This window comes from Janthinobacterium aestuarii, from assembly GCF_046113285.1.
Classification (GTDB): Bacteria; Pseudomonadota; Gammaproteobacteria; order Burkholderiales; family Burkholderiaceae_D; genus Janthinobacterium.
The window spans coordinates 3876619-3894486 of sequence record NZ_CP142524.1 but is presented as its reverse complement, the minus strand read 5'-3'; the positions used below and the strand labels follow the sequence as shown (position 1 = coordinate 3894486).

Here is a 17868-nt window from a genome sequence, read left to right as displayed (position 1 = left end):
TCGTTAATTGCACAGTATAGCCAGAGCGGCGCGGGGCCGGCACGGGATCAGCCCAGCATGGCCGCTAATGCAGGCAAGATGTCTTGTGCCGGGGCATCGGTCTTGAATGCCAGCAAATGGTCGGCGCGCGTCTTGCCCATGTTGATGGCGGCCACGGGCTTGCCCGTCTCGGCCGCCATGCGGCACAGGCGAAAGCTCGAATACACCATGACGGACGAGCCCACCACCAGCAGGGCGCTGGCCGCGTGCATCTTGCTTTCGGCTTCGGCCGCGCAGGCGGCGGGTACGCCATCGCCGAAAAATACCACGTCGGGCTGCAGGGTGCCGCCGCAGCGGGGGCACACCGGCACGTGGAAGGTGGCCAGCTGGGACGGTTCCAGCAAGGCGTCGCCGTCGGGCGCCGGCGTGGCCGTGGCGCCCAGCATCCGGGGATTGTCGCGTTCGAGCTGATCCTGGATCAGGCGGCGCGTATGGCGGGTCCTGCAATCGAGGCAGATCACGCCATGTATGCTGCCGTGCAACTCCGTGACGGCGGCGCTGCCTGCCTGCTGATGCAGGCCATCCACGTTTTGCGTGACGAGGCCGCCGATGCACTGGCGCTGCGCCAGTTGCGCGATGGCCAGGTGACCGGGATTCGGCGTGGCGCGCGCCAGGGTCGGCCAGCCCACCATGCTGCGCGCCCAGTAGCGGCGGCGCACGGCTTCCTGGCGGCGAAAATCGGGGCCTTGTACGGGGGCATTGCCGCGCCGCACGCCTTCCGTGTCGCGGTAAGCGGGTATGCCGGACGCCGTGCTGATGCCGGCGCCCGTCAGCAGCAGCACGTCGGGATGGCGCTGCAGGAACTGCGCCAGCTGCTCGAGGGCGTGGTGCGCGCTGGCGGGCTGCTGGCTGGATGAAGGAAAGTTGTGCATGATGCGCCATGCTAACCGAAAAGCGCGGCGCCGTTGCGAGGGCGAGGTTTACTCCAGTTTCATGCCGAAACGTTGCAGCCGTGGCTGCCAATGCTCCTCGATATTGGCCGAGACGAGGATGCGCTCGGCCTTGCCGATCAGCAATGCGCGGGGCACGAAGCCGAAATAGCGCGAGTCGGCGCTGTTGTCGCGGTTATCGCCCAGCATGAGGAAATGGTCGGGCGGCACCGTCACGGGAGCAAAGCTGCGCGCCGCCCCTGCGATTTGCGGCAAGACCTGGATGCGGTGCTGCTCCGTCGCGTTGCGCTCGCTGATGCGCTGCGCCGTCAGCTGGCCCACGTGGGCGATGGTTTCGGGCGCCGTGTCGAGCGCCGTGTACTGGGCCGGCTGGCCATTGATGACCAGCTGCTCATTGCGCATTTCCACCGTGTCGCCGGGCAGGGCGATGATGCGCTTGATCAATCGCGTGCCGTCTTTCGGCGAGGAAAACGTAACGATGTCGCCCCGCTGCGGTTCACCGAGGCGCTGCAGCACGATGTCGGTGAGCGGCACTTTCAGGTTGAAGGCGAGGCGGTTGACGAAGACCACGTCGCCCTCGAGCAGATTGGGGCGCATGGACGCCGACGGGATGGGATTCCAGTCCGCCACGGCCGTGCGGAACACGCCGAACAGCAGGAGAAACATCAAAAAACCTTTGTTGGCGCGCATCCATGTGCTCATGTCGGCTCTTTCGCTGGGCTGTGCCCGTGATGGTGTAGGGAGGCGCCATTGCTGCTGGCGTCCTATGCACGATGCACGGCGAGGCTGAAGCCAGTCTTAAATCCAGCGCATGCGGGGCCGATGGCGTGACCGCTGTTGCGTGCACGCATCACCGTGTCAGCCATCAGGGATGGCGGCACGGCGCTTGCGTGTCGTCGTTGCCGTTCGGCAGGCGCTTGCCATGCATTTCATCCCACAGTTCGCCCAGCGCCACCAGCAGGCCGCCGGCCACGAGGGGGATCGCCACCAGCCATGGAATGCTGTCGAGCCAGGGACCCAGCACGATGGCCGAGGCCACGGCGATGACAAGGGCGCTGCACCAGAAACGGCGCGGATGCCGGAGCGTGAACAGGTAATGAAGGTGCTTCATACATCCTCCTTGGTGAGCATGCGGAACAGCCGGGCGGCCAGGATGCTGCTGACGGCGATGACGATGCAACCGTCCAGGAAAAACAGCACCTTGCCCACCAGGTGCATGCCCTGTATCAGGTAGGCGGGCAATTCCTGCGCTTCCGCCCATTGCGTCATGCGTGCCAGCACGATGGCGGCGGCAAAGATGACGAGGGCCAAGGCCAGCACCAGCAGCACATGTTCGAACAGGCGTAGCCGCAGTTTCATGTTGGACTTGGCAAGGTAGGGAAGATTCCCGGACCTTGACGTTATCAGTCCGATATCGCCGTGCTTTGCGCTGTCACAAAGGCGCGCCCGATAGGATGAAAACGACGTTGGCGCGGGAAAATGGCTTATGTGAAGGCCTTGATGACGGCATCGAGCTTGACCTTCAGCGACTTGTCGTGCGCGTGGATGGCCGGCACGTCGCGCTGCACGCCGAGCAGCTGGTAGACGGCCGTCTGCGCCGCGCGCACCGAGTATTCCACGGTAAACACGACATCGTCGGCGATTTCCACGAACTGGCTCACGAAGGCCAGGTTGACGGAGCCGGCCGGCACGGGCAGCGGGCGGTCGCTTTTTGCGCGGGGCATGAACATGCTGGTGATGTAGGGCATGCGGCAGGGAATGCAGTTGGCCGTGGCCATCATGTCGAGGTCGAAATTCAGATGGCCGCACAGCTCGCGCAGGATTTCCTCGCCGCTGCAGTCGGACATGGGCTTGGCGACGAAGTTGCCGATGCGGTCGGGGTGCAGCGCATAGCCCCAGAACACTTGCACGCCCTCGGGCTGGCCCGCGAAATGCGGCTGGTGCGCCAGCACGATGGACATGAACCAGTTGCTGTCCTTGAAGGTGACGAGGCCGCCCGTGCCCGCGCTGTTGCCCGTGAATTGTTCCATCCTGTCGAAGAAGGCGCTGTCTTTCAGGGTGACCGTGTACGAGGCCCAGTACGATTCGGGAATGCTGCTGTTGAAGGCGGCGGGGCGACCCAGTTGCGGGCGGCCCTCGGCCAGCTTTTCCCACAGGCGCCAGCCGTGGCTGTCGTTCTTCGTGCGCTTGGCCGGCGCGCTGTGCATGCTGCCATAGCTCGATGCATCCGTCATCGAGGCATTCTGAAAAAAGACCAGGTCGCCGGCAGCGACAGGAATCACGTCGGCCATGCCGCGGCGCTGGCAGGCAATGGCGGTGGCGCTCAGGCGGCCTTCGGATTCCTGCACTTCGATATCGGTTACCGCGCAATCCATGATGACGTTCACGCCTTGCTCCTGCAGCCACGCGACCAGCGGGCGCACCAGCGAATCGTACTGGTTGTAGACGGTGCGCTTGACGCCGGCCAGCGTCTCGATGCGCGAAAATTCCATCATGAAACGGTGCAGATAGCGCTTGAACTCGACGGCGCTGTGCCAGGGCTGGAAGGCGAACGTGGTGGCCCACATGGTCCAGAACTTGGTGTCGAAAAATGCGGGCGAGAGCCAGTCCGTGATGGCGCTGCTGCCCAGAACGTCTTCATCGGCTTCCGTCAGCTTCAGCAGTTCCAGCCTGTCCTGCATGGAAAAGCCCATGCTGCTGACGTCGACCTTGAAACGGTTGCGGTCGACGAGGCGCGCGCGCGAGTGGGGAATATGCCGTTCGTTGAAGGCGATGGTTTCGTCGTAGACGCTCTGGCCCGCATGCTCGAGCGAGGGGATGCTCTTGAACAAGTCCCACGTGCATTCGTAATTGTCGGTGGTCAGCATGCGCCCGCCGCGCAAGGTGTAGCCATCCTCGGCATTGCCGCCGCCATCGAGGCTGCCGCCCGTCACGGGCGCCGCTTCGAAGATGGTGATGTTGCTGCCTTGCATGCCGCCGTCGCGTATCATGAAGGCGGCCGCGGCCAGCGAGCCGATGCCGCCGCCGACGAGGTAGGCTTTTTTATCTGTATTGTGCATATTGTTCCCTGAATGTGATATTTGCCTATTTTATAACATCAGGGCAGAAGCGGCCTCACAATAGAGCAACTGCTCGGTTTTATTCCATGCCGGCGTGCTCGTTGCGCCGTTCAAAATACAGCAAGTCCGACCAGGCGCCCTGGAAATGCATGGCTTTTTCCGAGCGCCCATACTGGTGAAAGCCGTTGCGCTGCATGACCGCGACCGAGCCCAGGTTTTGCGGCCGCGCCGTCGCTTCCAGGCGCCACAGTTCCAGTGGACCGAACGCTTCTTCCAGCAGCAGGGCCACGACGCGCGTGGCGTAGCCGCGTCCGCCGAATCGTTCGCCGATGCGGTAACCGAGCGCTGCCTTGTTGAAATACGGGCGCGTGACGGCCGTCAGGTTGACCCTGCCGATGATTTGTCCGTCCAGCCTGGCCAGATACTGGTAGGCGCGGTCCTGCTCGCGCTCGCGCTGCGCCTGCTCGATGGCGGCGGCGATGGCTTCCTGGCTATAGTAGGACGGCGCCCGGGCCGTGACCCAGGATTCAAAATAGGCGCGGTTTTCCAGTTCGAAGGCGAGCAAGGCGGAGAGGTCGGCGCTGGTCGGAGGGGACAATTGGAGGCGGTCGATGTCTGGCATGGGATCTGGTCCGAAAGAGATGCGCCATTATAATCAGCTGGCGCATTCCGCCGCACACCCGTTTCTAACCATGAAGGAGCAGCATGCTGTCCCATCTCTGCCTCGGCACCAACGACTTTCCCCGCGCCTACGCCTTCTATACGGCCTTGCTGGGAGAACTCGACCTGATCGAAAAATTTCATGATCCGGCCAAGCCCTGGGCGGGCTGGATGGCGCGGCAGGCGCCGCGTCCCCTGTTCGTGCTGACGGCGCCGCACGACGGCTTGCCGGCTACGTCCGGCAACGGCCAGATGACGGCCTTGCTGGCGTCCAGCCGCGCGCAGGTGGACCGCTGCCACCAGGCCGTGCTGGCGCTGGGGGCCGTGTGCGAGGGGCCGCCTGGCTTGCGCCCCCATTACCACGATAATTACTATGGCGCCTACTTCCGCGACCTCGACGGCAACAAGCTGTGCGTCTGCTGTCACGGCGAGGAGTAACTCAGCGTTCTGCCCACACCTCGTCTTCCGTCCAGCCCAGTTCCAGGAAATCCTGCGCCCGCTCGTCCGCTTCGCCGGCGCAATAGAATTCGTCGAGCTGCGGCGGCGCGATGCGCGTGCCGGCCAGCATGGCGTGCACTTGCCCCCGGTGGTGGATCTGGTGCTGGAACACATGCGCCAGCAGGCGTTGGCGCGTGTCGACTTGCGGCGTGTCGCGCAAGATCGTCACGGGCCGCGCCAGGTCAAGGTCGCACAGACTGCGGCAATGGGCGATCAGGCGCAGGTCCGATGCGCGCTGCGCCGCGTGCAGGGCCGCGCAATCGGTGAACGGTTCATCCTGTGCAAAAAAGACGTAGCAGTCGGCATGGGGCGCTTCGCCGCGCAGCTCGCGCTCGAGCGCGTCGAGATAAAACCAGTCGCATGTGAGGATGTGGTTCAAGGTGAACTGGATGGTGGGAAAAAAACTGACGCGCGTGGCCTGGAACTCGGCCCGGGTCAGCTGCCCGCAAGCTTTCAGCAGGCGGTGGTTGGCCCAGGCGTTGTTGTACGCCTGGCTGGTGATGTAGTGCGCAAGTGGATTGTTCATGATGGATCGCTTGTTAGGCAGGACAGGGGGCATGTCATGCTACTTTAGCATGTTGCGGCAGGTGGACAAAGCGCTCACGCCCGCCGCACCGGCGCCGCTGTCATCAAGTAAAATCGCGGGGCGGATTTCGCGATAGTGATGCACATAGGGCTGGAAGAATAAAATGGGTTGGATAGGAAAATTACTGAGCGGCGGCGGCGACAAGGCTGCGCACCTCACGGCAGCGGCGGCGCCCGAGGCGGCACGGCAGCCGGCCACCATCACCGAAATCGATGCCATTTACTACCGCTGGCTGGCGGCCGCCGGTTCGGCGCAGGCGCCGGCGGAACAGCAGATTCTGGACGAATTGGCGCGCCTGGTCCGTGAACCGGTCGCTGGCGCTGCGCTGATACCGCGCATTCCGGCCATCATTCCCCAGTTGATGCGTACCTTGCAAGATGAAAACATGAGCGCGGCCAAGCTGTCGGCCCAGCTGGCCCAGGACGTACTGCTGGTCGCCGAGGTCTACCGCGAAGCGAACCGGCCCCGCTACCATTCGCGCTACAACGCCAGCCCGTCGATCAACAACATGGAAGGCGCCATCATGCTGCTCGGGCAAAACGGCATGCGCATGCTGCTCGCCCGCGTCGCCTTCCGTCCCATCGTCAGCATGCAAAGCGGCGGCCTGACCATACGCACGGCGCCGCTGATCTGGCGCCAGTCCGAGAAATGTGCACTGGCGGCCAACCTGGTCGCGCCGGCCATGCAGGCCAACGCCTTCGACGCGTATCTGGCGGGACTGATGGCCAATGTCGGCCTGGTGGTGGCCTTCCGGCTGATCGACCAGATGCATGCGCCCGATGCCTTTCCGCAATCGGACGCCTTCATTGCCCAGGTGTTTGCGCAAGCGCGCATCTTGTCGGTACGGATCGCGGAATTATGGGAGTTTCCCGTGTCCGTCACCCGCGCGATCGCTCAGGTGGGGCAAGCCGATGCCGATCCGCAGGCGCTGGCGCTGGCGCTGGGCGAGCGCTTGAGCAAGCTGCGCATGCTGGTCGATACCGGCCGCTTTCCTGCCGATGATCCCTTCGTGATGACGGGACTGAGCAAGGCCGAGCTGCAGGTGTTTGACAAGCTGGCCGACGACGAGGACGACGACGAGGAGTGATGGCCGCAGGCCGCTCAACCTCGGCGGCGGCCATGCCGCTCAGCGCGCAAAATACAGCGCATGCAGATGCTCGAGGTCGACATCAACCGCCGCCTGCGACAGCGCCACCTTACCGCTTTGCATCAGGTAGACGTGATCGGCCACGCCGACGGCGCGCGCCGTGTTCTGCTCCACTAAAATGATGGTGCGCTTGCCGTCGTTCAGGCGCGCGAGGATCTCGAACAGCTCGTTGACCACCAGCGGCGCCAGGCCCAGCGACGGCTCGTCGATGATCAATAACGACGGATCCGACATCAATCCCCGCGCCATCGCCAGCATCTGCGCCTCGCCGCCGGAGAGCGAGCCGGCCAGCTGGCGGCGCCTCTCGTGCAGGCGCGGGAACATGGCGTAGGCTTCGGCCAGGCGCGCCGGCATGTGGCTGCGGTGCTCCTTGGGAAACGCGCCCATGATCAGGTTTTCTTCCACGCTCATGTCGCGAAACGTCATGCGCCCCTCGGGGATCATCGTCACGCGTGCGTCGCTCATCTTCCAGGTGGGCGTGCCGTTGATGGGTGTGCCGTCGAGCGCGATGCTGCCCGCGCCCACGGGCAGCAAACCCATGATGGCGCGCAGCAGGGTCGTCTTGCCGGCCCCGTTCGGGCCGATGATGGTGGTCAGCTTGCCCTTCTGGATCGAGAGCGACACATCCCACAGCACATTGATGGCGCCATAGCCGGCGCGCAGATTACTAATTTCAAGCATCGTTTCAGGCATCGTTTCAGGCATGCGCTGCTCCCGTATAGCTTTCGATGACGGCCGGATCGCGGAAGACGGCATCGGGCGTGCCGTCGGCGATCAGCTGGCCAAAATTGAGCACGGCCACGCGCTGGCACAGATTGCTGATGGTTTCGATATCGTGTTCGATCATGACGATGCCCACGCCAAAGGCGGCGTGCAAGTCCTTGAGCATGCCCATGAAGCGGCGCTTGCCGTTCGTTTCCAGGCCGGCCAGCACTTCATCCAACAGCAGCAATTTCGGATTGGTGGCCAGCGCCTTGGCCACTTCCAGCGCTTTCAGTTCCGTCAGCGCCAGTTCGCTGGCCGCGTCGCGCCCGGCCTTGTCCGCCAGGCTCGTGAAATCGAGGATTTCATCGATCTTGCGCTGGTCTACCTTGCCCGTGCCGAAGCGCTGCGCCACGACGAGGTTTTCGCGCACCGTCAATTCATGCATCGGTTGCGGGATCTGGAAGGTGCGGCCCAGCCCCAGGCGCGCGCGCTGGTACATGGGCGTGGCCATGATGTCGCGTCCCTCGAAGCGGATGCTGCCGCCGGTGGGGCGCATCAGACCGGAAATGGCGTTGAACAGGGTGGTCTTGCCGGCGCCGTTCGCGCCCACGAGGCCGATCACGTCGTGGCTGCCCACTTTTAACGTGACGGAATCGACGGCCGTCAGGCCGCCGAAGCGCACGGACACATTATCGAGTTCAAGCATGTGCTTTCTCCTTACCCAGCGCTTTTTTCAGCAGCGGCAGCAAGCCGTTCGGACTGAAGACGATCATCGCCACCAGCAGCACGCCCAGCACCAGCTGGTGACCGGTGGGGATCAGCGACTTGAAGATCAACTGGTCGACCAGGTAGACCACGACGGCGCCCAGCACGGGGCCGAGTATCGTGCGGTAGCCGCCGAAGATGGCCGCCACGATCGGCAAAGTCACCCACAGGCTGTTGAAGGCGTAGTCGGGCTCGAGGAAGTTGATGTAATGGGCGTTGAAGGCGCCGAACAGGCCGGCCATGAAGGCCGACACGAGCAGCATCGCGCCTTTCAGCAAGGTGCTGTTGACGCCGACGACGCGCGTCGCGTCTTCGCTGTCGTGCATGGCGCGCAGGGCGATGCCGTAGTGGCTGGCGCGGATGCGGCTGTAGGCAAAGGCGCATGCCACCACCAGGGTCAGCACGACCAGGTAGGCGCCCGTCTTGCTGGCCAGATCAAAACCGAAGACGGTGGGTAAAGCCGGGATATTGTTGATGCCGCCGGCACCGCCCGTCACGGCACTCCATTCCGTGGCCAGGATGCGGAAGATGTGGGCGTAGGCGAGGATGGCCAGCGCAAAATACGGCCCGCGCAGCCGCAGCACGGGCAGCATGATGACGGCGGCGATGGCCGCGCCCGCGCCGCCCAGCAGCATGGCGGCAAACACGGGCAAGCCCAGTTTCACGGTGGCCAGCGCGGAGACATACGCGCCCACGCCGAAGAAGGCCGCATGGCCGAAGCTGACCATGCCGCCCAGGTTGCCCAGCAGGGCCCAGGACATGGCCACGCCGCCGATGATCAGGGCCGCCACCACCATGCTCATCACATACTGGTTGGCGCCCAGGGCCAGCGGCACGGCGACATACGCGGCCAGCAGCAGGATTGCCGTGGAAATCAAAGTCGAGCGCTTCATCCGCGCCTCCGTTGTGCGCCGAACAGGCCGTTGGGCATGATGAACAGCACCAGCAGGAACAGCACCATGCCCGACAATTCCTGCAGCGCGGAGCTGGCCAGGGTGACGGTCAAGGCTTCTGCCACGCCCAGCAGCACGGCGGCCAGCAGCACGCCGGGAATCGAGCCGATGCCGGCCAGTACCGTGATGATGAAGGCTTTCACCGTCAGCGCGCCGCCGTAGGCAGGCTGGATCACGCCATAGCTGAACAAGGCGACGCCGGCAAAGGCGGCCAGGATGCCGGCGACCAGGAACGAGACCAGTTCCGTGCGGCCCGGATCGATGCCCATCAGCTTGGCCGCGTCGCGGTTGCTGGACACGGCGCGCACGGCGCGGCCATACCAGCTGGTCGACAGCCAGCGCCACAGGGCCGCCATCAGCACCAGGCTGACGCCGAAGAAAATCACTTCACTGCGCATGCTGAAAAACGGGCCGATCTCGAAGCCTTCCTGCAGCCAGCTCGACGAGGTCGAGCGGATGTCGGCCTTCCAGACCAGCAAAATGAAATTGGTGAGGATCACGCCGATGCCGTAGGTGAGGATCAGCGAATTGATTTCGCGGTCTTTCTTGATGCGGCTGACGATCAGGTAGACGCCCACGGACGTCAGACTGACGATCACCAGCGCGATGGGAATGGCGAACATCGGCCCCAGGCCCAGGCCCGATTCGACGCTGTAGGCGATGTAGGCGGCCAGCAGCACCAGTTCGCCGTGCGCCAGGTTGATCACTTTCATGGTGCCGAAGACCAGCGCCAGTCCCAGTGCGATCAGGGCGTAGGAGCCGCCCTGCAGCAAGCCCGAATACAGGGCTTGCAAGATTAATTCTGTCATATCGTCATCCCGTCAGGCGGCCCAGGCGCATCGCGAAGAGGCACCAGGACCGCCGTTCATCGGTGCACGCCCGGCGGGCGCGCGCGTGTGCAGCGGGAGGCTGCTTACCAGGGCAGGGCAGGATAGTTCAGCTTGCCCGTCGCGTGTTCCTTCGGCCAGACGATCACCACTTTCTTGTCCTGGTGCTGCGCCATGCGGTGCACGAAGTTCTGGTTGTCGCCGTTGGCGGCGAACTGCACGCGGCCGATCAGGGTTTCGCGGTCCGTCTTGCGCATCTCGTCGGCCACGCCGCCTTTCTTGAGCGTGCCCTTGTCGGCTGCGCGCGCGATCGCTTCGAACAGCAGCATCGACTGCACATAGCCGAACTGGCCCAGGTAGTCCGGCTCCTTCTTGTACAGCTGCTTGTAGGCGTCGCTGAAAGCCTTGCCGTCGGCCGTCTTGAATTCCGTCGGGAAGGGCAGAAGGGCCGTGCCGAAGACGTTCGGCATCAGGTCGGGGAAGTCGGCCGCCATCTTCGGCGTGGCCAGCGACCACACGCCCACCATGGCCTTGATCTTCGGTTTCAGCACGCGGGCGGCGCGGATGATGCCCACGTAGTCGTTTTCGTAGCCGACCATGGCCACCACTTCCGATTTGTCCTGCAGCTTGATCTTGTTGATGATGGGCTTGAAGTCGGTAATGGCCGGGTCGAACGAGTGCGTCGTCACCTTCACGCCCTTGGCCGCCAGGGCCTTTTCCACGTCCTTGGCCAGGCCCGTGGTGGCATCCTTGGTCGAATACACGATGGAGACGGACTTGGCGCCCACATCCTGCAGCAGTCCCAGCATGGCTTTTTCGTAGCCGGCCGTGTTATTGATGCGGAAAAAATTCTTGCGTCCGCTGGCCACCAGGCTGTCGTCCACGCCGCCCGAGGTGATGTAGACCAGACCCAGTTTATTGGCCGTGTCCGAGGCGGGCGAGATATTGTTCGAGCCGTAGCCGCCCGTGATGGCCACCACGCCCTGGCTGGCCAGCTTTTCCACGGCGGCGATGGCCTTGGCGGGCGCCGATTCGTCGTCGACGGTGATGATCTTGATGGTGTGCTTGCCGTTGGTCTTGTTGAATACCTCGGCCGCGACCATGATCCCTTCCTGCATGCCGGCGCCGACCCGCGCCAGGTTGCCCGTCAGCGGGATTTCCGCGCCGACCAGGAATTCGTCGGCGCTGGCCTGTGCCATCCAGGCGCTGGCAACCAGCGCTGCCATGGCGATGCGTGTGTAGGTGCGTTTCATCGTGTCTCCTCCGGTGATGTGGCTTGGTTTTATTGTCGGGTCTGCTACTACATGGTCAACTTATCGTGCATTCTGCGCCATTTGCCGCAGCTGCCCCTTTAAAATCTTGCCCGTGGCCGCTGCCGGCAGCGCTTCCATGACGATGATGGCGGACGGGCACTTGTACGGCGACAGGGTCTGCGCCAGCCAGGCCTGCAATTCTGCCACGCTCGCGGGCTGGCGCGGGTCCAGCTCCACGTAGGCGATGACGTCCTCGTTGCCATCGGCCAGGGTGCGCCCGACCACGGCCGACTGCACCACGGAAGCGTGGGCGTTCAGGGCCGTTTCCACTTCCAGCGGATACACATTGAAGCCGGAGCGGATGATCAGTTCCTTGGTGCGGCCCACGATGAACAGGGCCCCGTCCGGGTCCTGGCGCGCCATGTCGCCCGTATTGAGCCAGCCGCCGTCGCGCATGGTGGCCGCCGTCATGGCCGGTTCGCGGTAATAGCCGGCCATGATGTTCGGCCCGCGTATCCATAATTCCCCCGGCTGGCCCGGCGTCACGTCACGGCCGGCCACGTCGACCACGCGCACTTCCACGCCGGGGATCGGCATGCCCACGGAATCGTCGCGGCGCGGCGTTTCCAGGCGCGTCTGGCTGATGGTGGGGGAGCTTTCCGTCATGCCGTAGCCATTGTGCAGCGCGGTGCCGAGCAGCTTTTCCACCTCGTGCTTGAGCGACGGCGCCAGCGGCGAGCCGCCCGCATACGCAAAGCGCAGCCGCGTGGGCAGCGGCGTATCGGCGCCGCCCAGGGTTTGCAGCAGCTTGGCGTACATGGCGGGCACGCCCTGCACGATGGTCAGACCGTCGTCCTTCAGTGCCGAGAGCAGGCCGTCGACGGAAAAGCGCGGCACCAGGTACAGTGCGGCGCCCGCATACAGGGTGCCCAGGGCCACCGAGGCCAGGCCGTACACGTGCGAAATCGGCAGCACGCCATAGGCGCGGTCGGTGCTGGTCAGGCCGCGCAGGGTGCTGGAGACGGCGGCGATGAACAGCAGGTTGCGGTGCGTGAGCATCACGCCCTTCGACTGCCCGGTGGTGCCCGTCGTGTAGATCAGCGCGGCAACCTGTTCGTTGCCGGGCACCGTGTCTTCCGCGATGGCCGCCTCGTTCAAGTCGCCCGCCAGCAGCTCGCCCATGCCGTCGACCGTGGCGCTGGCCGCGCCCAGACGTGCCGCATGCGCGGCCGCTTCCGGCGAGGCGCCGGCCAGGAACAGCATCCTCCGCGCCGAACTGTGCGCGGCGATGGTGTCGATCTCGCGCGCCGACAGGCGCGCATTGACGTTGACGATCCACGCGTCGATGCTGGCCGCCGCAAAGATCAGCGCCACCTGCAGCGCGCAGTTCTCGCCCACCACCATCAGGCGGTCGCCGGCGCGCACGTCCAGCTGGCGCAGCAGCTGCGCGGCGCTGTCCACACCGTGCTGCAGCTGGGCGTAGGTCCAGCTGCGCCCACCTTCATGCAGCGCGGGCGCGTCGGGCGCGCGCGTCGCCCAATAGATGGAGATGGCCGACAGGCGCGCCGGCAAGTGGGCCAGCAGGGCGGGAATGTCCATCGCGGCCTCCTTCACTTTTGTGCTGCCTTGATCATGTTGCGGGCGATGACGATCTGCTGGATCTGCGTCGTGCCTTCGTAGATGCGGAACAGGCGCACGTCGCGGTAGAAGCGCTCGGCCGCGTATTCGCTGATGTAGCCGGCGCCGCCGTGGATCTGCACGGAGCGGTCAGCGACTCTGCCGCACATTTCGGAGGCGAACAGCTTGCAGCACGACGCTTCCGTCGAAATGTCTTCCTTGTTGTCGCGCCGCCGCGCGGCGTCCAGCACCATGCTGCGCGCCGCGTAAATCTCGGCCTTGCTGTCGGCCAGCATGGCCTGGATCAGCTGGAACTCGGCGATGGGCTGGCCGAACTGCTGGCGTTCCATCGCGTAGGCGAGGGCGTCGGCCAGCATGCGTTCGGCCGCGCCCACGCAGACGGCGGCGATGTGCAGCCGGCCCTTGTCGAGCACCTTCATGGCTGTCTTGAAACCCACGCCTTCCTTGCCGCCGATGACGTTCGCGGCCGGCACGCGGCAATTTTCAAAGATGACGTCGCAGGTATGCGCGCCTTGCTGGCCCATCTTCTTATCGATCTTGCCTAAAGAAAGGCCCGGCGTATCCTTTTCCACGATGAAGGCGGAGATGGCCGAGGCGCCGCGCTTGACGGGGTCCGTGCGGGCCATGACCGTAAAGATGCTCGCTTCGGGCGCGTTGGTGATGTAGCGCTTGCTGCCGTTGAGGATATAGAAGTCGCCATCGCGCACGGCCGAGGTGCGCAGCGAGGCGGCATCGGAGCCCGATCCCGCTTCCGTCAGCGCGAAGGAGCCGATGATCTCGCCGGCCGCCAGCTTGGGCAGATAGTATTGTTTTTGCGCTTCCGTGCCGTCGATCACGATGCCTTGCGAACCGATGCCGTTGTTCGTGCCGATCAGCGAGCGGAAGGCGGGCGAGGTGCGGGCGATTTCAAACGCGACCCGCACTTCCTCTTCCATGCTCAGTTCCAGGCCGCCGTAGGCTTCCGGAATGGACAGGCCGAACAGACCCAGTTCGCGCATTTGCGCCACGATGGTGGGCGGGATCGTGTCCGTTTCAGCCACCAGCGCCTCGTTCGGCACCAGCACTTCGCGCACGAAACGGGCGATGCTGTCGAGCAGGATGTTCAGGGTTTCTTCGTCGCGTATCATCGGGTTCCTCGGCGCTTTGATTTGATCTGTTGTTGAGAGGGGGCGCGCAGTCTAACCGCGGCCCAGGTTTTTTTCCACTGTCTTGACCAGGGCGACCAGGCGCGGTCCCAGGTCCGATTCGAGTTTTTCGCGCGACAGCAAAAAGGCGGGGCCGCCGCAATTGAAGGCCATCACCTGTTCGCCGTCGGCGCCCAGCATGGGCACGCCCACGGCATGCACGTCGTTCTGCCATTCGCCGGCCGAGATGCAAAAGCCCCGGTCCTGGTAATCCTTGAAGCCTTGCTCGATGCCGGCCTTGATGCGCGGCCAGCGCTCCGTCTCGTGCACGCGCGCATGGTCCATCAGGTAGTCGCGCTCGGCCTGCGGCAGGATGCACAGCAGGGCCTTGCCCATGGCCGTCGTCATCAGGGGAATGCGCGAGCCGACGTCGAGGCGCAGCGTGACGTTGGCGCTGCTGCGGCACGTTTCCACGTACACCATGCTGAGGCGGTCGCGCGTGCCCAGCGACACGGACGCCTGCGCATGTTCGGCCAGTTCTTCCATCAGCGGGCGCGCCATCTTGCGCACGTCCAGGTTCGACAGCATGCGGTAGCCGAGGGCCAGCACGCCGGCGCCCAGCTGGTACTTGCCCAGGCTGTCCGAGTAATTGAGGTAGCCGAGTTTGGTGAGGGTGTAGGTGAGGCGCGAAATGGTGGGCTTGGGGATGCCCGTGCGCTTGGCCATGTCCGCATTCGACAGGAAGACTTCGCCGGGACGAAAGCACCGCAGCACTTCGAGGCCGCGCGCCAGCGCGTTGACGAACTGGCGGTCCTTGCCTTCTTCGTCATCGCTGAAGACGATGATTTCCGGATCGGCTGCGGCCTGAATATTTGTCATATTTGCATTCATTTGCTGGCTCCCTGGAAATCAGTTTGCCTAGCCGACTCGCGCATGTCAACCGTTTTGTGAAACATTCGTTCGCACAGCGAAATGGTGCGGTGCATGAAAAATCGCCGGAAAATTGACTTGCGCGCCCGTTTTGCCTCTCCCCGCTTGAGCATCGTTATATACATCTGTATATTGCGCTGTTGGATGACGGCCGCCGCACGAGTGGCCGCTTTTTTGCATATCGCTATATAAGGCGATATATAACGGAAGAGAACAAGATGACGATGGTGAAACAGGTAGTGGCAGGCGCCGTGATGCTGGCGCTGGCGCAGCAGGTGGCTGGCAAGGAAGACGTGGATGCGGCGGCGCCGTTCGTGCTGGGCACGGTGACGGTGATCGGCCAGCGCGAGCAGGGCCAGGTGGAACAGCCGGTGGGTGCGCAGGTGAGCCGCGTTGAGATGCGCCGCTTTAACCGCGACAACGTGGGCGACGCCCTCAATTTGCTGTCCGGCGTGTCGCTGTCGACCAATGCGCGCAATGAGAAAACCGTCGCCATCCGCGGCTTCGATGCGCGCCAGGTGCCGCTGTACATCGACGGCATTCCCGTCTACGTGCCGTATGACGGCTATGTCGATTTCAACCGCTTCACGACCAGCGACCTGGCCGCGATCCAGGTGGCCAAGGGCTTCAGTTCCGTGGCCTACGGCGCCAATACCCTGGGCGGCGCCATCAACCTGGTGTCGCGCAAACCGACGGCTTTGATGGAAGGCGATGCTTCAGTGGGATTCGGTTCGGGCAGCGAGCGCCAGGTGTCGGCCAACGTGGGCACGAATCAGGGCCTGTGGTATCTGCAGGCGGGCATGTCCTACATCGACAGCGACGGTTTTCCCCTGTCGTCCGACTTCCGCCCCACGGCCACGGAAGATGGCGGCATGCGCAACAACGCCTATCGCAAGGATCATAAACTGTCGTTCAAGGTGGGCTACACGCCGGGCGGCGCGCACGCGGGCGATGAATATGCGCTCAGCTACTACAAGCAGCATGGCGAAAAGGGCCAGCCGCCATCGACGAACCCCGTCGGCGCGCGCTACTGGCAGTGGCCGTACTGGAGCAAGGAAAGCGTGTATCTCGTCTCGCAGACGCGTCTGGGCCAGCAGGAACGCCTGAAACTGCGCCTGTACCACGACAGCTACGACAATGAAATCACCTCCTATACAAACGGCAGCTACGCGACCCTGAAGACCAGCGGCCAGGGCAGCGTCAGCGGCGGGCGCAGCATCTATAACGACCGCACGAACGGCGGCGCGGTGGAACTCGAATCGTTCCGCCTGGCCGCGCACAGCCTGCGTTTTGTGGCCAGCTACAAGGCCGACGAGCACCAGGAACTCGACGCCAGGGGCGTGCGCACCACCTGGTACAAGGATGCCCTGTGGACTCTGGGCGCGGAAGATAGCATCGCCCTCAATGCGGCGACGGAACTGTCGCTGGGCGTGTCGCGCAATGCACTGCGCCCGGACACCGTCTACAGCGCCGGCAATGCGTATACCTTGCCCGAGAATCAATCGGCCACCGACCTGCAGGCGGGCCTGTTCCACAAGACCGGTCTTGCATCGCGCGTGTACGCCACCGTGGCGCGCAAGTCGCGCCTGCCGACCCTGAAGGACCGCTACTCGCAGCGCCTGGGCACGTATATTGAAAACCCGGCCTTGCGCGCGGAACAGGCAATGAATTATGAGCTGGGCTACCAGGCAACCGTGCGCGGGATGGCGCTCGATGCCGCCCTGTTCTACAGCGACGTGAAGGACAAGATCCAGAGCGTGGCGAATGTGGCGGGCGTGCGTGCGCAGATGCGCAACGCGGGCAGGGCGCATATCAGCGGCGTGGAACTGGGCGTGCGCGGCCGCGCCGGCGCCTGGCTCGATTTTGGCGGCAACTACACGTACACGGACATGAAAAATGTCAGCGACCGCGCCATCCGCCTGACGGACGTGCCGCGCCACAAGCTGACGGCGCACGCCGTGCTGCACGCGGCGCGCCAGGTCGACGTGGTGGCCATCGCGGAAGCGAATAGCGGGCGCTGGGTTTCGAACACTTTGGCACTGGGCGGCTTTGCCAGCGTGAACCTGAAAGCCGTGTACCGGCCCTTGCCGGCCTTGACCCTGGAAGCGGGCGTGAACAACCTGGCTGACCGCAACTATGCGCTGGCCGACGGTTTTCCCGGCGCGGGCCGCACCTGGCTGGCCAATGCGCAATACCAGTTCTGAGTTTTTACTGTCATGAAAGGACACAGCATGTTGAAGAAAATATTCCTTGGTTTGGCTTCGGCCGCACTGCTGGCGGCGGCCCCCGCATGGGCCGACCCGGCGCCGGCGCGCGAGAACATGAGCCGCGCGCTCGCCGTCACGGGCAAGGTGGCAACGCCGTTGACCCTGACGGTAGCCGACCTGCGCCGGCTGCCGCAAGCCAATGGCGGAGACATCGCCGTCACGCGCCACAACGGCGACAAGGCCGAAACCATCACCAGTTACAAGGGCGTGCGCCTGCGCGACATCCTCGACAAGGCGGCGCTCGATGCGCCCGGCCACAACGACGTCAAGAAGCTCGCCATCATCGCCACGGCCACCGATGGCTATGCGGTGGTGTTTTCCTGGGGTGAGCTGTATAACGCGCCGGCCGGCGAGGGCGTGATCGTCTACTACGAAAAGAACGGCAAGGCGCTCGACGACAGCGATGGCGAGATCGCCCTCATCTCGGCGAAGGATATCCGCACGGGTCCGCGCCATGTGAAGTGGCTGAACGGCGTCGAGGTGCGCAAATTGGTGGAATAGAGGCATGCTGGGGTCTGACCCGCCGG

19 protein-coding genes are annotated in these 17868 nt (G+C 64.2%); 4 read left to right on the top strand and 15 right to left on the bottom strand.

Features of this window, described 5'->3' with window-relative positions; genetic code table 11:
- Positions 1-47 precede the first annotated feature (47 nt).
- The 6 genes from OX462_RS17375 to OX462_RS17350 form a co-directional block, all read right to left on the bottom strand.
- Entirely contained in the window at positions 48-911 is an 864-nt protein-coding gene (locus OX462_RS17375) for an NAD-dependent protein deacetylase (RefSeq protein WP_409026649.1), read from the bottom strand.
- 48 nt (positions 912-959) lie between these two features.
- On the bottom strand, positions 960-1631 hold the full coding sequence (gene lepB / locus OX462_RS17370; protein ID WP_070289694.1) for a signal peptidase I: 672 nt from the start codon (positions 1629-1631) through the stop codon (positions 960-962).
- Between the two features lie 163 nt (positions 1632-1794).
- The gene (locus OX462_RS17365; RefSeq protein WP_070289693.1) at positions 1795-2040 is read right to left on the bottom strand and encodes a hypothetical protein; all 246 of its coding nucleotides are present in this window, start codon (positions 2038-2040) and stop codon (positions 1795-1797) included.
- A complete protein-coding gene (locus OX462_RS17360; RefSeq protein ID WP_070218223.1) occupies positions 2037-2288 on the bottom strand; it encodes a hypothetical protein in 252 nt (83 codons plus the stop codon). The genes OX462_RS17365 and OX462_RS17360 overlap by 4 nt, the downstream gene beginning before the upstream one ends.
- Positions 2289-2413: 125 nt before the next feature.
- The gene (locus tag OX462_RS17355) at positions 2414-3988 is read right to left on the bottom strand and encodes an oleate hydratase (RefSeq protein ID WP_070218222.1); all 1575 of its coding nucleotides are present in this window, start codon (positions 3986-3988) and stop codon (positions 2414-2416) included.
- Between the two features lie 79 nt (positions 3989-4067).
- Positions 4068-4610, bottom strand: coding sequence for a GNAT family N-acetyltransferase (locus tag OX462_RS17350; RefSeq protein ID WP_121669113.1), 543 nt, complete (start codon positions 4608-4610; stop codon positions 4068-4070).
- 83 nt (positions 4611-4693) lie between these two features.
- Between OX462_RS17350 and OX462_RS17345 the strand changes: the two genes are divergently transcribed.
- Positions 4694-5086 (top strand): VOC family protein, encoded by a 393-nt coding sequence (locus tag OX462_RS17345; protein WP_070311463.1) that lies wholly within the window; start codon positions 4694-4696, stop codon positions 5084-5086.
- Position 5087: 1 nt separating this feature from the next.
- Here OX462_RS17345 and OX462_RS17340 read toward each other — a convergent pair whose 3' ends face one another.
- Complete coding sequence (locus OX462_RS17340) at positions 5088-5672, bottom strand: DinB family protein (RefSeq protein ID WP_070218219.1); 585 nt, start codon at positions 5670-5672, stop codon at positions 5088-5090.
- Positions 5673-5835: 163 nt separating this feature from the next.
- Between OX462_RS17340 and OX462_RS17335 the strand changes: the two genes are divergently transcribed.
- Positions 5836-6819, top strand: a complete 984-nt coding sequence (locus OX462_RS17335; protein WP_409026648.1) for an HDOD domain-containing protein — start codon at positions 5836-5838, stop codon at positions 6817-6819.
- A 39-nt stretch (positions 6820-6858) separates the two neighbouring features.
- Here OX462_RS17335 and OX462_RS17330 read toward each other — a convergent pair whose 3' ends face one another.
- From OX462_RS17330 to OX462_RS17295, 8 genes are all read right to left on the bottom strand, one after another.
- Positions 6859-7560: an ABC transporter ATP-binding protein gene (locus OX462_RS17330; protein WP_121669114.1), complete on the bottom strand. Its 702-nt coding sequence runs from the start codon at positions 7558-7560 to the stop codon at positions 6859-6861.
- A 16-nt stretch (positions 7561-7576) separates the two neighbouring features.
- Positions 7577-8290, bottom strand: a complete 714-nt coding sequence (locus OX462_RS17325; RefSeq protein WP_409026647.1) for an ABC transporter ATP-binding protein — start codon at positions 8288-8290, stop codon at positions 7577-7579.
- Positions 8283-9242 (bottom strand): branched-chain amino acid ABC transporter permease, encoded by a 960-nt coding sequence (locus OX462_RS17320; protein ID WP_326457549.1) that lies wholly within the window; start codon positions 9240-9242, stop codon positions 8283-8285. Before OX462_RS17320 ends, OX462_RS17325 begins: the two co-directional genes overlap by 8 nt.
- Positions 9239-10111: a branched-chain amino acid ABC transporter permease gene (locus OX462_RS17315; RefSeq protein ID WP_035817692.1), complete on the bottom strand. Its 873-nt coding sequence runs from the start codon at positions 10109-10111 to the stop codon at positions 9239-9241. Before OX462_RS17315 ends, OX462_RS17320 begins: the two co-directional genes overlap by 4 nt.
- Before the next feature lie 104 nt (positions 10112-10215).
- Positions 10216-11382 (bottom strand): ABC transporter substrate-binding protein, encoded by a 1167-nt coding sequence (locus OX462_RS17310; RefSeq protein WP_070218214.1) that lies wholly within the window; start codon positions 11380-11382, stop codon positions 10216-10218.
- Between the two features lie 60 nt (positions 11383-11442).
- The gene (locus OX462_RS17305) at positions 11443-12981 is read right to left on the bottom strand and encodes a class I adenylate-forming enzyme family protein (protein ID WP_409026646.1); all 1539 of its coding nucleotides are present in this window, start codon (positions 12979-12981) and stop codon (positions 11443-11445) included.
- An 11-nt stretch (positions 12982-12992) separates the two neighbouring features.
- Positions 12993-14147 (bottom strand): acyl-CoA dehydrogenase family protein, encoded by a 1155-nt coding sequence (locus OX462_RS17300; protein WP_409026645.1) that lies wholly within the window; start codon positions 14145-14147, stop codon positions 12993-12995.
- A 51-nt stretch (positions 14148-14198) separates the two neighbouring features.
- Positions 14199-15023 (bottom strand): IclR family transcriptional regulator, encoded by an 825-nt coding sequence (locus OX462_RS17295; protein ID WP_070218312.1) that lies wholly within the window; start codon positions 15021-15023, stop codon positions 14199-14201.
- A 269-nt stretch (positions 15024-15292) separates the two neighbouring features.
- Between OX462_RS17295 and OX462_RS17290 the strand changes: the two genes are divergently transcribed.
- Together OX462_RS17290 and OX462_RS17285 are read left to right on the top strand one after the other, a co-directional pair.
- The gene (locus OX462_RS17290; protein ID WP_409026644.1) at positions 15293-17278 is read left to right on the top strand and encodes a TonB-dependent receptor plug domain-containing protein; all 1986 of its coding nucleotides are present in this window, start codon (positions 15293-15295) and stop codon (positions 17276-17278) included.
- 27 nt (positions 17279-17305) lie between these two features.
- Positions 17306-17842, top strand: a complete 537-nt coding sequence (locus tag OX462_RS17285; protein ID WP_409026643.1) for a molybdopterin-dependent oxidoreductase — start codon at positions 17306-17308, stop codon at positions 17840-17842.
- Positions 17843-17868 lie beyond the last annotated feature (26 nt).

What these genes read in the sequence shown, in the direction of transcription:
- OX462_RS17360 (WP_070218223.1), bottom strand. Translation starts at nt 2,288, where the DNA reads ATGAAACTGCGGCTACGCCTGTTCGAACATGTGCTGCTGGTGCTGGCC.
- OX462_RS17310 (WP_070218214.1), bottom strand. Translation starts at nt 11,382, where the DNA reads ATGAAACGCACCTACACACGCATCGCCATGGCAGCGCTGGTTGCCAGC.
- OX462_RS17340 (WP_070218219.1), bottom strand. Translation starts at nt 5,672, where the DNA reads ATGAACAATCCACTTGCGCACTACATCACCAGCCAGGCGTACAACAAC.
- OX462_RS17290 (WP_409026644.1), top strand. Translation starts at nt 15,293, where the DNA reads ATGACGATGGTGAAACAGGTAGTGGCAGGCGCCGTGATGCTGGCGCTG.
- OX462_RS17315 (WP_035817692.1), bottom strand. Translation starts at nt 10,111, where the DNA reads ATGACAGAATTAATCTTGCAAGCCCTGTATTCGGGCTTGCTGCAGGGC.
- OX462_RS17305 (WP_409026646.1), bottom strand. Translation starts at nt 12,981, where the DNA reads ATGGACATTCCCGCCCTGCTGGCCCACTTGCCGGCGCGCCTGTCGGCC.
- OX462_RS17285 (WP_409026643.1), top strand. Translation starts at nt 17,306, where the DNA reads ATGTTGAAGAAAATATTCCTTGGTTTGGCTTCGGCCGCACTGCTGGCG.
- lepB (WP_070289694.1), bottom strand. Translation starts at nt 1,631, where the DNA reads ATGAGCACATGGATGCGCGCCAACAAAGGTTTTTTGATGTTTCTCCTG.
- OX462_RS17350 (WP_121669113.1), bottom strand. Translation starts at nt 4,610, where the DNA reads ATGCCAGACATCGACCGCCTCCAATTGTCCCCTCCGACCAGCGCCGAC.
- OX462_RS17320 (WP_326457549.1), bottom strand. Translation starts at nt 9,242, where the DNA reads ATGAAGCGCTCGACTTTGATTTCCACGGCAATCCTGCTGCTGGCCGCG.
- OX462_RS17325 (WP_409026647.1), bottom strand. Translation starts at nt 8,290, where the DNA reads ATGCTTGAACTCGATAATGTGTCCGTGCGCTTCGGCGGCCTGACGGCC.
- OX462_RS17345 (WP_070311463.1), top strand. Translation starts at nt 4,694, where the DNA reads ATGCTGTCCCATCTCTGCCTCGGCACCAACGACTTTCCCCGCGCCTAC.
- OX462_RS17300 (WP_409026645.1), bottom strand. Translation starts at nt 14,147, where the DNA reads ATGATACGCGACGAAGAAACCCTGAACATCCTGCTCGACAGCATCGCC.
- OX462_RS17330 (WP_121669114.1), bottom strand. Translation starts at nt 7,560, where the DNA reads ATGCTTGAAATTAGTAATCTGCGCGCCGGCTATGGCGCCATCAATGTG.
- OX462_RS17295 (WP_070218312.1), bottom strand. Translation starts at nt 15,023, where the DNA reads ATGACAAATATTCAGGCCGCAGCCGATCCGGAAATCATCGTCTTCAGC.
- OX462_RS17365 (WP_070289693.1), bottom strand. Translation starts at nt 2,040, where the DNA reads ATGAAGCACCTTCATTACCTGTTCACGCTCCGGCATCCGCGCCGTTTC.
- OX462_RS17355 (WP_070218222.1), bottom strand. Translation starts at nt 3,988, where the DNA reads ATGCACAATACAGATAAAAAAGCCTACCTCGTCGGCGGCGGCATCGGC.
- OX462_RS17375 (WP_409026649.1), bottom strand. Translation starts at nt 911, where the DNA reads ATGCACAACTTTCCTTCATCCAGCCAGCAGCCCGCCAGCGCGCACCAC.
- OX462_RS17335 (WP_409026648.1), top strand. Translation starts at nt 5,836, where the DNA reads ATGGGTTGGATAGGAAAATTACTGAGCGGCGGCGGCGACAAGGCTGCG.